Origin of the sequence: Nonomuraea sp. NPDC047529 (assembly GCF_040642995.1) — a bacterium.
Classification (GTDB): domain Bacteria; phylum Actinomycetota; class Actinomycetes; order Streptosporangiales; family Streptosporangiaceae; genus Nonomuraea.
On the sequence record NZ_JBEYTJ010000046.1, the window covers coordinates 47157 to 60603 of the forward strand.

The following is a 13447-nucleotide window of genomic DNA, read 5'->3' on the forward strand; positions in this document are numbered from 1 at the left end:
AGGACCGTACGGCCGGCGTGGTCGCGTACGGGCGCGGCGACGGACCGCAGACCCTCCTCCAGTTCCTGGTCCACCATGGCCCAGCCGCGCAGGCGCACCTGCTCCAGCTCGGCCCGCAGCGCGGCGGGCCGCACGACGGTCCTGGAGGTCAGCTCGCGTAACGCGGCGCGTCCCAGGTGGTCCTCCAGGCCGGCGGGCGGCAGGGCGGACAGCAGCACCCGGCCCATCGACGTGCAGTAGGCCGGGAAGCGGGTGCCGATGCTGATCGACACGCTCATGATCCGGGCGGTGGCGACGCGGGCGACGTAGACGACGTCCTCGCCGTCGAGGACCGCGACCGAGGCGGACTCGTGCACCTCGGCCGCCAGGCGTTCCAGGTGGGGTCCGGTCGGCGAGCGTGATGAGGAAGCGCCTGGCGGCGGCGCGGCTGAGACCGGTCGCCCGCGCTACCTGACTGAGCGTCAGCTCGGGCACCGCGGCGCTGAACGCGCGGATCACCGCGAGCCCTCTGGCCAGCGACTGCACATGACCGACCATGGTGATCCCTTGACAGGAACCGACAAGGGCGTAGTTTCCGCCATACAGAGCTGTTCGGACAGAGAATACCTGTGCGCATTGCGAACACCTGGGAGCAGCCCGTGCGTCGCGCTCTGATCATCCTCGCCGCCCTGCTCGTGACCGCCTGCGGCGGCACGCAGCCGGGTACGCGGACGGAAGGCAAGGACGAGGTCAACGCCGGAGTGATCGCGATCGTGGACACCGCGCCCATCCACCTGGGCAGGTCCAAGGGCTTCTTCGCCGAGCAGGGCATCGACCTGACGATCACACCTGTGCAGGGCGGCGCGGCCAGCATCTCCGGGGCGGTCGGCGGGCAGTTCCAGTTCGCCTTCGCCAACACCACCTCGCTGCTGACCGCCAAGCAGCAGGGCCTGGACGTCAAGGTGGTGGCCAACGGCGTCTCCTCGACCGGACGGCAGGGCGAGGACTTCAGCGCGGTGCTGGTCGAGCCGGGCAGCCCGATCAGGTCGGCCAAGGACCTGGCGGGCAAACGCGTCTCGGTCAACCAGCTCAAGAACATCGGCGACACGACCGTACGGGCCTCGGTGCGCAAGGCGGGCGGCGACCCGGGCGGCATCGAGTTCGTCGAGCTGCCCTTCCCCGACGCGCCCGCGGCCCTGAAGAGCGGCCGGGTGGACGCCATCTGGGTGGTCGAGCCGTTCGTCAGCCAGGCGATCAGCCAGGGAGCGCGGCCGGTGGCCTGGAACTTCGCCGACGCCGCCCCCGACCTCACCGTCGCCATGTACTTCACCACCGGCCGGACCGACCCCGGCCTGACCAGGCGGTTCACGGCGGCGATGCGCAAGTCGCTGGAGTACGCCGACGGCCACCCCGACGAGGTGCGGCAGATCCTCGGGACGTACACGAAGATCGCGCCCGAGGTGATCGCGAAGATCAACCTGCCGCGGTGGCCCGTCGAGGTGAACAAGGCGTCCGTGCAGACCATCGCCGACCTGGCGCTGGCCGACGGCGTGCTGACGAAGAGGATCGACGTGTCCGCGCTGGTCCCGTGAGCCGCGGTCCCGCCTACGGGCTCGCCGGGCTGTGCGGCCTGCTCGCGCTGGTGGAGGCCGTGCCGCGGCTCGGCCTGGTGGACGAGCGTTTCCTGCCGCCGGCCACGCGGATACTCGGCGCGCTCGCCGCCGAGCTGGCCACGTCCGCGTTCTGGATCGCGCTCGGCGAGACCATGCGCGGCTGGGCGCTGGGGCTGGCCGTGGCGTTCTGCACAGCGGTCGCGGCGGGCGTGCTGATCGGGACCGTGCCGGGGCTGCGGGCGCTGACCGGCTCGACGGTGGAGTTCCTGCGGCCGATCCCCTCGGTCGCGCTGGTGCCGCTGGCCACGCTGCTGTTCGGCGCCTCGCTGGGCTCGACGCTGCTGCTCGTGGTGTACGCCGCCTTCTGGCAGGTGCTCGTCCAGGTCCTGTACGGCGTCGCCGCCGTCGATCCGGTCGCCCACGACACCGCGCGCTCGTACGGACTGTCGGCCTGGTCGCGGATCAGGCACCTGGTGTGGCCGACGGCGCTGCCGTACGTGATGACCGGGCTCAGGCTGGCGGCGGCGGTGGCGTTCATCCTGGCGGTGACGGCCGAGCTGGTGATCGGCAGCCCGGGGCTCGGCGCGGAGATCCAGGTGGCGCAGAGCAGCGGGGCCGTGCCCACCGTGTACGCGCTGATCGTGGTCGCCGGGTGCGTCGGCATCGTGGTCAACGCGGCCGTGCGGCTGCTCGAACGCCGGGTGCTGGCCTGGCATCCGGCCGTGCGCTCGGAGGCGGCGGCGTGAGGGCGCTCCGGCTGGTCGCACTGCCCGCGGCGCTCGTGCTGGTGTGGTGGGCGGTCGGCGGCAGCACGTTCTACCTGCCGGGCCCGGCGGAGGTGGGCCGGGCCTTCGCCGCGACGTGGTTCTCCCGGCGGCTGCTCGACGACGTGCTGCCGAGCCTCGCGCGGCTGCTGGCGGGGTACGCGGTGGCCGGGCTGCTCGGAGTGGGGCTCGGCGTGCCGATCGGGCTGTCGCGGCGGCTGCGGGCCACGCTCGAACCGGTGCTGGAGTTCTTCAGGGCCGTCCCGCCGCCCGCGCTGGTGCCGCTGATCATGTTGCTGGCCGGGATCGACACGCCCATGAAGGTGCTGGTCATCGTGTCGGGCTGCGTGTGGCCCGTCCTGCTCAACACCGTGGAGGGCGTACGGGCGCTGGACGAGGTGCTGTCGGACACCTGCCGCATGTACGGCGTGCGCGGCCTGTCCAGGCTGCGCCGGTTCGTGCTGCGCGGCGCGAGCCCGCAGATCATGACCGGGCTGCGGCAGGCGCTGTCCATCGGGATCATCCTCATGGTCATCAGCGAGATGTTCGGCGGCTCCAGCGGGCTCGGGTTCACGATCCTGCTGTTCCAGCGGCAGTTCCAGATCGCCGAGATGTGGAGCGGGATCCTGCTGCTCGGGCTGCTCGGCCTCGGGTTGTCGCTGCTCTTCCGCCGGCTGGAGCGGCGGGTCCTGGCCTGGTACCACGGAGGTGGGGCCGCCCGTGCTTGAGATCTCCGGGCTGAACAAGGTCTACCGCAGTCCCGGCCGCCGGGTCGAGGCCATCGGCTCGGTCACCTTCGGCGTCGCGGCCGGTGAGCTGGTGTGCGTGGTGGGCCCGTCCGGGTGTGGCAAGACGACGCTGCTGCGGTGCGTGGCCGGGCTGCTGCCGGTCAGCGGGGGCGAGGTGCGGGTGGCCGGCGAGCCGGTGACCGGGCCGCCGCCGCGCATGGCCGTGGTCTTCCAGGAGTACGGCCGCAGCCTGTTCCCCTGGATGACCGTGCGGCAGAACGTCGAGCTGCCGTTGAAGGAGAAGCGGGTGCCGCGCGCGCGGCGGGACGAGCTGGTGACCGGGTCGCTGACGGCCGTCGGGCTGGCCGACGTGGCCGACGCGCACCCCTGGCAGCTCTCCGGCGGCATGCAGCAGCGCGTCGCCATCGCGCGGGCCGTGGCGTACGAGCCGCAGGTGCTGCTCATGGACGAGCCGTTCGCCGCCGTGGACGCGCAGACCAGGGCCGACCTCGAAGACCTGATCCTGCGGCTCTGGCGGGACCTGGAGGTGACCACGCTGTTCGTCACCCACGACATCGACGAGGCCGTCTACCTGGGCCGGCGGGTGATCGTGTTGTCGTCGTCGCCGACCTCGGTCATGGAGGACCTCACGATCGACCTGCCGCGCGACCGCGACCAGCTCACCACCCGGTCGCTGCCGCGGTTCGGCGAGCTGCGCGGGCAGGTCTACCGGCGGATCCAGCAGGCGAGAGGGGCACAGTGAGCACAGTGAGGGCAGCGGCGTTCGAGGTGCTGCGCCGGTACGGACTGACGACGATCTTCGGCAACCCCGGATCGACCGAGGTGTCGCTGCTGACCGGCCTGCCGGACGACCTCCGCTTCGTGCTCGCGCTGCACGAGGGTTCGGTCGTCGGCCTGGCCACCGGCTGGGCGATCGGGCAGGCCGCGCCCGCGCTGGCCGTGCTGCACACCACGGCCGGGCTGGGCAACGCGGTGGGCGCCCTGGCCACGGCCCGGGTGAACCGGGTGCCCCTGGTCGTCCTGGTGGGGCAGCAGGACCGGCGGCACCTGGCGCTGGAGCCGTTCCTCGCCGGGCGGCTGGCCGGGCTGGCCGGCGACTACCCGGTGTGGACGAACCAGCCGGTACGGGCGCAGGACGTGCCCGGCGCGCTGGCCAGGGCCTTCCACGAGGCGGTCACGCACCGGGGCCCGGCGCTGGTCGTGGTGCCCATGGACGACTGGGACGCGCCCTTCGACGGCCAGACCCCGGCCGCGCCCGTCCGGGTGCTGCGGCCCGCCGCGGTGCCGGACGCCGGCCTGGCGCCGCTGGCCGAGCTGCTGGCCGGGGCGCGGTCCCCGGCGATCGTGGCGGGCGCGGGGGCGTCGTGGGGGCCGCTGGTGGAGCTGGCCGAGCGGCTGGCGTGCCCGGTGTTCCAGGAGTCGTTCGGGGCGCTGGCGGGGTTCCCGCAGGACCATCCCCAGTACGCCGGGGTGCTGCCGGCCGACCGCGGGCGGCTGCGGGCCGCGCTCGCCCCGCACGACGTCGTGCTGGCCGTGGGGGCGCCGGTGTTCCGGCAGTACCCGTACGCGCCGGGGCCGCTCGTCGAGCCGGGGACGGCGGTCGCCGTGGTCACCGACGACCCGGCCGAGGCGCACCGGAGCGCGGCCGACCTGGCCGTCCTGGCCCCGCCGGGAGCCGTCTGCGAGCGCCTGGCGGTCCTGGTGCCCGCCCGTTCCCCCGCTCCGGTGGACGTGGCCCCGGTTCCCGAGGTGCCCGGCGGGGAGTCGATGCGGGCTGCGTACGTGCTGCGCGAGCTGGCCCGGCGGCTCCCCCGCGACGTCGTGCTGCTGGAGGAGACCCCGTCGTCCCGTCCTGACCTGCACCGGCTGGTCCCGGCCAGGAACCCGCTGGGCTTCGTCTCGGCGGCCATGGGCGGGCTCGGGTTCGCCGTGCCCGCCGCGGTCGGCCTGCGCATGGCGCTGCCCGGACGTCCGGTGGTCGCGGTCGTGGGCGACGGGTCGGCGCTCTATGGCGTGCACGCCCTGTGGAGCGCCGCCCACTACCGGGTGGGCGCGTTGTTCGTCGTGCTCGCCAACGGCCGCTACGCGGTCATGGACCGGCTGGCCGACCGGCAGGGCGGCAAGGCCCCCTGGCCGCCGTTCACCGAGGTGGACATGGGCGCGCTGGCCAGGTCGCTGGGCTGCCCGGCCCGGCGGGTGGACGGCCCCGCCGAGCTGGCAGCCGCGCTCGACGAGGTGATCCCGTCGCTGGCCGGGCGCGAGGAGCCGCTGCTGCTCGACGTCGCTGTGACCGTGGACCCGGACTTCCAGCCCTGAGCGGGCTCACCAGGCCGAAGGACGCCGCCCGTCGTCGGTCGTGGGGTCGAAGCAGAGCTCGGGGGTGGCGTCCGGCTTGAACACCTCGTCCAGGGACCATCGCTCGTACGGGCGGGCGCACGGCGGCGCGCCGGCGATCGACAGCTCGCGGGCGTCGAGGTCCATCACGACGGAGTAGACCGTGCGGCACTGCTCGGCCAGGGTGGCGTCGGGGTCGAGGTGGCGGCAGACGCCGTCGGGGAAGGAGTAGTGGTCGCGCAGGGCGGCGACGACGTGCTCCAGGCCCACCGCGCGCTCGGCGGCGGTGTCCTCCAGCAGGTGGCGCACGCGTTCGGGGCGCAGCAGGGTCAGGCCGGACCGGGCCGCCTTCATGTCCTCCAGCGGCAGCTCGGCCTCGAAGTGGTTGGCGTGGGTGAGCAGGCCGTCGCGCGGCAGCAGCGCGCCGAACGCGCCGGGCGCCACCTCCAGGTCGATGGCCTCGCCTCCGGCGTCGGCGATGAGCAGGTTGCCCGAGGAGACGCGCGGCACGTCGAGCACCTTGCGGTGGGCCCGGCTCATCCGCTCCGACTGCAGCACCCCGCGCAGCAGGTAGTGGTACGGCACCCCCGCCCCGGCGTGGTCGCGGTCGGACTGCAGGCGGTTCGCGCACACCCCGAGCCCCGCCGAGTTGAGCCCCGACTTGGCCAGCATGCCCGCCTCGGCCAGCGTGAGCACCGCGAACCCCTCGGTGTCGCGGGTGGCCAGCAGGAAGGTGACCGCGCCCTGCTCGGGATGCCAGTCCCAGTTCTGGGCGAGCAGGGTGTGACCGTCGCGGGTGTACTTGGGCAGGACGGCGACCGAGGTGCAGCCGTCGTCGTGGTAGCCGGTGCCGTCGAGCAGCTCGGTACGGGCGTTGAGCGCCGCGATGTGCTCGACCGGCCGGCCCGCGCCCGCCGCGAGGCCCTCCAGCATGGCGGCGATGCTCGCGTCGTACGCCCTGGCCACGTCGAGGAAGGTCTGGCCCCAGCGCAGCACGTCGGCGGCGGAGAGCCCCGACTTGTCGCGGAAACGCCGCAGGTAGGTCTCGACGCTCCGCGCGACCAGGTCGGCGGTCTGGTGGCCGATCGCGGCCCCCATCTCCTCGTAGGTGCCCTCGACAGCGATGAGCGGGGTGTCCATGAATCGGCCTTCCGTGATGGGGGTGGGGCTCGCTCTTCTTCCCATTCCCCCCATCAGGGCTTCATCCCACCGCTCAGGAACGCTCGGCGGCCTCCACCACGTTGGACAGCAGCAGCGCGCGGGTCATCGGGCCGACGCCGCCCGGGTTGGGGGTGAGGAAGCCGGCGACCTCCTCCACGTCGGGGGCCACGTCGCCGGCGATCTTGCCGTGGACCCTGGAGACGCCCACGTCGAGGACGGCCGCGCCGGGCTTGACCATGTCACGCGTGATGAGCTCGGGCACGCCGGCCGCGGCCACGACGATGTCGGCGCGGCGCACGTGGGCGGCCAGGTCTTCGGTGCCGGTGTGGCAGAGGGTCACCGTGGCGTTCTCGCTGCGGCGGGTCAGCAGCAGGCCGAGCGAGCGGCCGACGGTGATGCCACGGCCGACCACGACGACGTCGGCGCCCTTGATCGGCACGTCGTACGCCTGGAGCAGCAGCACGATGCCGTGAGGGGTGCACGGGAGGGGCGCGTCGACCATGTGGACGAGGCGGCCGAGGTTGACCGGGTGGAGGCCGTCGGCGTCCTTGGCCGGATCCATGCGCTCCAGCAGCGCCATCGTGTCGAGGTGCTTCGGCAGCGGGAGCTGGACGATGTAGCCGGTGCAGGCCGGGGAGGCGTTGAGCTCGTCGATGGCCGCCTCGACGTCCTTCTGGGTGGCGGTGGCCGGGAGGTCGACGCGGATGGAGGCGATGCCGACCTCGGCGCAGTCGCGGTGTTTGCCCGCGACGTAGATCTGACTGCCGGGGTCGTCGCCCACCAGGACGGTGCCCAGGCCGGGCGTGATGCCACGGTCCTTGAGCGCGGCCACCCGGGTCGCGAGGTCTGCCTTGATCCTGGCGGCTGTCGCCTTGCCGTCGAGTTTCACTGCGCTCATGCCGTCAATCCTTCCACGACTCCCCGGCCCGCCGGCACCGGCCGCGCGTTCGTCCACAGTTTTTCCACAGATGGGAGGCAGACGGCCTCCGTTGTCCACAGGGTAACGATGACATCGTTGTCATCGATCAAGGAAAGACATATCGTGGCGCCGACAGCACGCCAGACGGAGGTTCCCCTTGCCTGCCCGCTCCCCCCTGCCACGCCTCGGCGGTCGCCGCCGGCCCGGCCACCCCGTACGCGGATGAGGTGCGTACTCGCCGTCGACATCGGCGGGACCAAACTCGCCGCCGCGCTGGTCGACGAGGCCGGTTCCGTCCTGCGTCCGGCCACCCGGCCCACGCCGCGGGCCGACGTCATGGCCGCCCTGAAGGACCTCGTCGCGGAGGTGACCGGCGGGGGCCCGCCCCCGCACGCCGTCGGGGTCGGCTGCGCGGGCCCGCTCGACCTCACCACCGGCACCGTGAGCCCGGTGAACATGCCGAGCTGGCGCGGCTTCCCGCTGCGCGACGAGCTGCGGCGGCTGACCGGCCTGCCGGTGGTGCTGGCCGGCGACGCCCAGTGCATGGCGCTCGGCGAACACTGGCTGGGCGCCGGGCAGGGCAGCACCTCGCTGCTCGGAGTCGTCGTGTCCACCGGCATCGGCGGCGGCCTGGTGATCGGCGGCGCGCCGCTCCTGGGCCCGGCGGGCAACGCCGGGCACGTCGGCCACATGAGCGTCGATCCGGGCGGCGAGCGCTGCGAGTGCGGCGGCCGGGGCTGCGTCGAGCGCTACTCCAGCGGCCCCAACCTGGCCCGCTGGGCCTTGGAGAGCGGCTGGGCGCCCGTCGGCGACCGCGACGCCAGGGCGCTGGCCGCCGACGCGGCCGGCGGGCATCCGGTGGCCGTGGCGGCCTTCGAGCGCGGCGCCAGGGCGCTGGCGGGCATGATCGCCTCCACGGCGGCCGCGGTCGAGCTCGACACCGTGGTCATCGGCGGTGGCGTGTCGGCGGCCGGAGAGGTGCTCTTCGGCCCGCTGGAGCGGGCGCTCGACGACGTGGCGGGGCTGGCGTTCGTCCGGTCGGTCCGGGTGCGGCCGACCACGCTGGGCGTGCGCGCGGGGCTGGCCGGGGCCGCCCGGCTCGCGTGGCGCCTGTCGAGCTAGTCCCGCCCGGCTCGCCTGGCGCCTGTCCAGTCAGTCGCGCTCGGCGAAGCGGGCCTCGCGGCGCTCGATGATCCGCCGGGTGAAGGGGATGAGCTCGACGACGCGGCTGCCGAGGTACGCACCCACGAAGGCGAAGACCAGGAGGACAAACGGGCTGGTCGAGAAACCGTTCATGGTCACGAAGGCGTGCAGGGTCGCGTCGAGCATGGGGACTCCGGGGGAATGAGCACGGCAGGGCGGCAATCAGGGTAACCGGGCCGGGCCGATGCTCGCCGCCGAAAACGGATAAAGGGCGACAAGTGATCTCTTGTCGCCCTTTATATGATCAACCGGTATCAACCGGTGATCAGTGGAAGAAGTGGCGGGTTCCGGTGAAGTAGAGGGTGACGCCCGCCTGCTCACAGGCGTCGATCACCTCCTGGTCCCGGATCGAGCCACCGGGCTCCACGATCGCCTTGACCCCGGCCTCGATCAGCACCTGCGGCCCGTCGGGGAACGGGAAGAACGCGTCGGAGGCGGCGACCGAGCCCGCGGCCCGCTCCCCCGCCCGGCTGACCGCGAGGCGGCAGGAGTCGACCCGGTTGACCTGGCCCATGCCCACACCCACCGTGGCGCCGTCGGCGGCCAGCAGGATGGCGTTCGACTTCACCGAGCGCGAGGCGCGCCAGGCGAAGGCCAGGTCGGCCAGCAGCTCCGGCGAGGCCGCCGCGCCGGTCTTGAGCTCCCACGCCGACGGGTCGTCGCCGCCGGCGTCGACCCTGTCGACCGCCTGCAGCAGCAGGCCGCCGTCGATGCGGCGGAACTCCAGCGGCTGGGACGGCCCCTCCGGGCAGCGCAGCAGACGCAGGCTCTTCTTGGCCCGCAGCACCTCCAGCGCCTCCGCGCTGAAGCCGGGGGCCACGACGACCTCGGTGAACACGTCGGCGATCTGCCGGGCCAGCTCGACGGTGACCTCGCGGTTGACCGCGATCACGCCGCCGTAGGCCGAGACGGGGTCGCAGGCGTGGGCCTTGCGGTGGGCCTCGGCCACGTCGGCGCCGACGGCGATGCCGCACGGGTTCTGGTGCTTGATGATCGCCACGCACGGCTCCGCGAAGTCCCAGGCCGCCCGCCAGGCCGCGTCGGAGTCGAGGTAGTTGTTGTAGGACATCTCCTTGCCGTGGAGCTGCTCGGCGTTGGCCAGGCCGCCCGAGCCGGAGGTGTAGAGGGCGGCGCGCTGATGGGGGTTCTCGCCGTAGCGCAGGGTCGCCTTGCGCTCGTACGCGGTGCCGGTGAACTCGGGGAACTCCTCCCCGCCCGCGTACGGCCCGGCGAACCAGTTGGCCACGGCCACGTCGTAGGCGGCGGTGTGGGCGTAGGCGACACCGGCCAGGTGGCGGCGCTCGTGCAGCGTGAACCCGCCCTCGTCCAGCGCGGTGAGCACGTCGCCGTAGGCGGCGGGGTCGACCACGACCGCGCAGGTGGCGTGGTTCTTGGCGGCGCCCCTGATCATCGCGGGCCCGCCGATGTCGATCTGCTCGACGCACTCCTCGTCGGAGGCGCCGGAGGCCACCGTCTGCTGGAACGGGTAGAGGTTGACCACCACGAGCTGGAACGGGTCGATCTCCAGCTCGTCGAGCTGGGCCACGTGGTGCGGCTTGGTGAGGTCGGCCAGCAGGCCGGCGTGCACGCGCGGGTGCAGCGTCTTGACCCGGCCGTCGAGGCACTCGGGGAACCCGGTGAGCTGCTCCACCTTGGTCACCGGGATCCCGTGGGACGCGATCGCGGCGGCCGTGCCGCCGGTCGACACGATCTCCACGCCGGCGCCGTCGAGTGCCCTGGCCAGCTCTTCGAGCCCGGACTTGTCGTAGACAGCGATCAGCGCGCGCCGGATGGCGATGCGAGTCACGTGCTTTCCCCTCCTGATTGGTTGCCGATGCGGACGGTTCGTCCGCTGACCGTCCAGCCCTCACGGGCCATCCGGCCGACGATGTCGACGAGCAGGCGGCGCTCGACGGTCTTGATGCGCTCGTGCAGGACCGGCTCGTCGTCATCCGGCAGCACGGGCACCGCCTCCTGGGCGACGATCGGCCCGGTGTCGATCCCCGCGTCGGCCAGCATCACCGTGCAGCCGGTCACCTTCACCCCGTGGGCCAGCGCGTCGCGCACGCCGTGGGCGCCCGGGAAGGACGGCAGCAGCGCCGGATGGGTGTTGAGCACGGGGAACGCGTCGAGCGTGGGCGCACCCAAAATTTTCATGAAGCCCGCCGACACCACCAGGTCGGGCTCGTACGATGCGATCTCGGCGGCGAGGGCGGCATCCCAGTCCGCCCGGGTCGCATGATCGCTCAGTTTTTCAACAAATGTCGGGACATTTGCCTTGGTGGCCCTGGCCAGGCCTTCTATGCCGTCCCGATCCGCGCCCACAGCCACCACCCGCGCACCGTACGCCGGGTCGGCGGAAGCGTCCAGCAGGGCCTGTAGGTTGGTTCCAGAGCCGGAGACGAGGACGACGAGCCGCCCAGCCTTTGACACGCACACTCCAAAGAATGGAAACAGGGTGGGGCTGACAGGGTATCTGTTCCTCGCCCGGCGACGCAGAGGAGGTCAGGTGTCGACACCGGTGCAGGCACCGGCGGGCCAGCAGCCCGCCGATTCAGCGGGTCGCCGTGCGATCTGGTTGTCCATCGCGGCGCTGGCCATGACGTTCATGCTGCCGCTCGCCGGCCTGGTCATGGCCCTGTTCGCGCTCATGTCCGGGGTCCGCGCGCTGCCACGGCTGAGGGGCGCCCACAAGCCCACGGGCACGGCCGTCGGCGGCATCACCATCTCCTCCATCGCGCTGGCCCTGTCGGCGATGGCCACGGGGATGCAGCTCTACCTGATGGACGAGTACTCCGCCTACCAGGAGTGCATGAAGGGCGCGGGCACGGTCTCGGCCCAGGGCGAGTGCTTCACCCAGTTCCGTGACGCCGCGCAGCGCAAGCTGCCGCCCGACGTCCTCCAGCTGCTCGGGGCGATGCAGCCCTAGTCACGGTCCCAGGCGTAGGGGTCGACGTAGATGACGTGACCGCCGCGGTCGTCGGACTCGTCCACGATGTCCTTGCGCGGCGGGCGGGCCGGGTCGCCGGGGCCGCCGGGCGTGGTCCCGGCCGGGCGCGGGCGGGCCTGGGCCAGGGTCTCGGCCTCCGCGGAGGCGTGTTCGTCCTGCCAGTCGTCCCTGATGACCGGGATCTCCTGGGTGTCGGCCTCGGTGGCATCCATCCAGTGGCCGGGCAGCGGGCGCGGGTCGGACTCGGCCAGGCCCACCTTGCTGGCCGCCTTGGCGATGGCCGCGCCCGCCTTGCGGACCGGCGCGGCGGCCTTGTCGAGCGGCGCGCGGGCCTTCTTGTTGAGCAGCAGCAGGTTGGCCACGCCCGCCGAGATGCCGGCGGCCACGCCGACCTCCAGGGCCACCGACAACGCCACCTCCCACGGGGACGGGCCGATCGCCGACAGCCGGCCGCCGCCGATGGGCCCGCCGGACAGCGCGGCCAGCAGGCCGGCGACCAGGCCGGTGGAGACGCCGGTCAGGAAGCCCCACAGGGGGGCGGCCTCGTACGAGTGCGAGGGCGAGATGCGGGCCACGAACACGCCCGCCACCGCGCCCGCCGCGAACGGCAGCGCGATCACCGCCATCATCCACGCGGGCACGGGCCCGCTCTCGGGCAGCGCGCCCAGCATCGGCAGGCTGGGCACCGTGCCGAGCTGGACGCCGGTCGGGGCGACCAGCGTGTCCGCGCCGATGGCGAAGCCGGGGCCGGCGATGTACGAGGAGGCCCAGATCACGGCGTTGAGCAGGTAGAGGAGCTGGAGCAGCAACAGCAGCACGCCGCCGACGAACCCCGGCGCGAGCACGTCCGACAACTCCCTGACCTGCCCGAAGTTCAGCACGACCGCGACCAGCACCAGCCCCAGCCCGGACGCCAGCAGCGCCGTGGTGGCGACCGCCGTGCCGACCGTGACGGCCCGCAGCCGCTCGGGCAGCAGCTTGAGCATGATCCGCCACGGGCCGATCATGCGCGCGGTGGCCAGCGAGCCCGCCAGGAAGGCCAGCACGAAGTGGCTGAGCAGCGCCTCGCCGATGAACGGCTGGGTGATCTCGTTGCTCGCCACCAGCGCGATCAGCCCGGCCAGCAACGCGTAGGGGGCCGCCAGCGAGACGCCGGCCTGGCCGACCAGCACGAGCTGCGCGCGGCGGCGGGCGTTGGCCTGCTCGCGCGGGCTGTTCTTGGGCAGCCGGGCGGGCAGGCGCAGCCGCAGGTCGGCGTCGCGGGCCATCCACCGGCCGGCGCGGTAGAGCAGGAACGCGGGCAGCACCATCAGCCCGAGAGGCAGCAGCCCGACCCGGCCACCGGGCATCGCGAACCCCGCGTGGTGCGCGGCCAGCCAGAGCTGCGCCGCGGCGCGGAACACCCCGGGCAGGCCCGCGCCGAGCGTGCCGCGCGGCGCGGCGATCCAGCCGACGAGGGTGAGCGTGGTGAGCACGGCCAGGCCGACGCCCAGCGTGCAGGCGGCGGCGAGCATCCCTGACACGGGTAGCGGCCGCCTCGTCTCGTCGTCGTCGGTCGAGACCCCGGGGAGCTTGCCGAGCACCGACTTGGGGGCGGTACGCAACTGGTCGAGAATGGCCGTCACAGATGTGATTTTCTCAATCTTTCCCAACCATCGCTTGGTTGACGCGCCGCAGCGGGTCCACTTTGTCACCGAGACACCCCCGCGAACGCGTCCCATCCCCTTGCCCAGCCCTTTACGCGCCGCCCCGACGGCCCCCGGACATGGAAAAGC

General features: G+C 73.1%; 13 protein-coding genes and 1 pseudogene. 7 read left to right on the plus strand and 7 right to left on the minus strand.

The features are described from left to right. Positions 1–2 precede the first annotated feature (2 nt). Positions 3–537, minus strand: a pseudogene (locus tag ABZ815_RS44570) (IclR family transcriptional regulator C-terminal domain-containing protein); the annotation flags it as partial. A 101-nt stretch (positions 538–638) separates the two neighbouring features. Between ABZ815_RS44570 and ABZ815_RS44575 the strand changes: the two are divergent. The 5 genes from ABZ815_RS44575 to ABZ815_RS44595 are packed head-to-tail and all read left to right on the plus strand — an operon-like array spanning position 639 to position 5421. Continuing rightward, the gene (locus ABZ815_RS44575; protein WP_357707768.1) at positions 639–1571 is read left to right on the plus strand and encodes an ABC transporter substrate-binding protein; all 933 of its coding nucleotides are present in this window, start codon (positions 639–641) and stop codon (positions 1569–1571) included. Beyond that, positions 1568–2338, plus strand: coding sequence for an ABC transporter permease (locus ABZ815_RS44580; RefSeq protein ID WP_357707769.1), 771 nt, complete (start codon positions 1568–1570; stop codon positions 2336–2338). The genes ABZ815_RS44575 and ABZ815_RS44580 overlap by 4 nt, the downstream gene beginning before the upstream one ends. Beyond that, positions 2335–3084 carry an ABC transporter permease gene (locus tag ABZ815_RS44585; protein WP_357707770.1) on the plus strand — a complete coding sequence of 250 codons (750 nt, stop codon included), beginning with the start codon at positions 2335–2337 and terminating at the stop codon, positions 3082–3084. Before ABZ815_RS44580 ends, ABZ815_RS44585 begins: the two co-directional genes overlap by 4 nt. Next, complete coding sequence (locus ABZ815_RS44590) at positions 3077–3847, plus strand: ABC transporter ATP-binding protein (RefSeq protein WP_357707771.1); 771 nt, start codon at positions 3077–3079, stop codon at positions 3845–3847. Before ABZ815_RS44585 ends, ABZ815_RS44590 begins: the two co-directional genes overlap by 8 nt. A 5-nt stretch (positions 3848–3852) precedes the next feature. Next, the gene (locus ABZ815_RS44595) at positions 3853–5421 is read left to right on the plus strand and encodes a thiamine pyrophosphate-dependent enzyme (protein WP_357707772.1); all 1569 of its coding nucleotides are present in this window, start codon (positions 3853–3855) and stop codon (positions 5419–5421) included. A 6-nt stretch (positions 5422–5427) separates the two neighbouring features. On the opposite strand, the gene ABZ815_RS44600 is transcribed toward ABZ815_RS44595, so the two are convergent. Both ABZ815_RS44600 and ABZ815_RS44605 read right to left on the minus strand, forming a co-directional pair. Next, the gene (locus ABZ815_RS44600) at positions 5428–6579 is read right to left on the minus strand and encodes a C45 family peptidase (protein WP_357707773.1); all 1152 of its coding nucleotides are present in this window, start codon (positions 6577–6579) and stop codon (positions 5428–5430) included. Between the two features lie 73 nt (positions 6580–6652). Further along, positions 6653–7498: a bifunctional methylenetetrahydrofolate dehydrogenase/methenyltetrahydrofolate cyclohydrolase gene (locus ABZ815_RS44605; protein WP_357707774.1), complete on the minus strand. Its 846-nt coding sequence runs from the start codon at positions 7496–7498 to the stop codon at positions 6653–6655. 243 nt (positions 7499–7741) lie between these two features. Here ABZ815_RS44605 and ABZ815_RS44610 point away from each other — a divergent pair, with 243 nt between their 5' ends. Further along, a complete protein-coding gene (locus ABZ815_RS44610; protein ID WP_357707775.1) occupies positions 7742–8641 on the plus strand; it encodes an ROK family protein in 900 nt (299 codons plus the stop codon). A gap of 30 nt (positions 8642–8671) precedes the next feature. Here ABZ815_RS44610 and ABZ815_RS44615 read toward each other — a convergent pair whose 3' ends face one another. The 3 genes from ABZ815_RS44615 to purN all read right to left on the minus strand — a co-directional run bounded on the left by ABZ815_RS44615 (position 8672) and on the right by purN (position 11161). Next, positions 8672–8848 (minus strand): hypothetical protein, encoded by a 177-nt coding sequence (locus ABZ815_RS44615; RefSeq protein WP_357707777.1) that lies wholly within the window; start codon positions 8846–8848, stop codon positions 8672–8674. 139 nt (positions 8849–8987) lie between these two features. Beyond that, on the minus strand, positions 8988–10529 hold the full coding sequence (gene purH, locus ABZ815_RS44620) for a bifunctional phosphoribosylaminoimidazolecarboxamide formyltransferase/IMP cyclohydrolase (protein ID WP_357707780.1): 1542 nt from the start codon (positions 10527–10529) through the stop codon (positions 8988–8990). After that, a complete protein-coding gene (gene purN, locus ABZ815_RS44625) occupies positions 10526–11161 on the minus strand; it encodes a phosphoribosylglycinamide formyltransferase (RefSeq protein WP_357707781.1) in 636 nt (211 codons plus the stop codon). Before purN ends, purH begins: the two co-directional genes overlap by 4 nt. A 70-nt stretch (positions 11162–11231) precedes the next feature. Here purN and ABZ815_RS44630 point away from each other — a divergent pair, with 70 nt between their 5' ends. Further along, positions 11232–11651: a hypothetical protein gene (locus ABZ815_RS44630; protein ID WP_357707783.1), complete on the plus strand. Its 420-nt coding sequence runs from the start codon at positions 11232–11234 to the stop codon at positions 11649–11651. On the opposite strand, the gene ABZ815_RS44635 is transcribed toward ABZ815_RS44630, so the two are convergent. Then, complete coding sequence (locus ABZ815_RS44635; protein WP_357707785.1) at positions 11648–13297, minus strand: DUF6350 family protein; 1650 nt, start codon at positions 13295–13297, stop codon at positions 11648–11650. The two genes, ABZ815_RS44630 and ABZ815_RS44635, sit on opposite strands and share 4 nt — an antisense overlap. Positions 13298–13447: the final 150 nt, after the last annotated feature.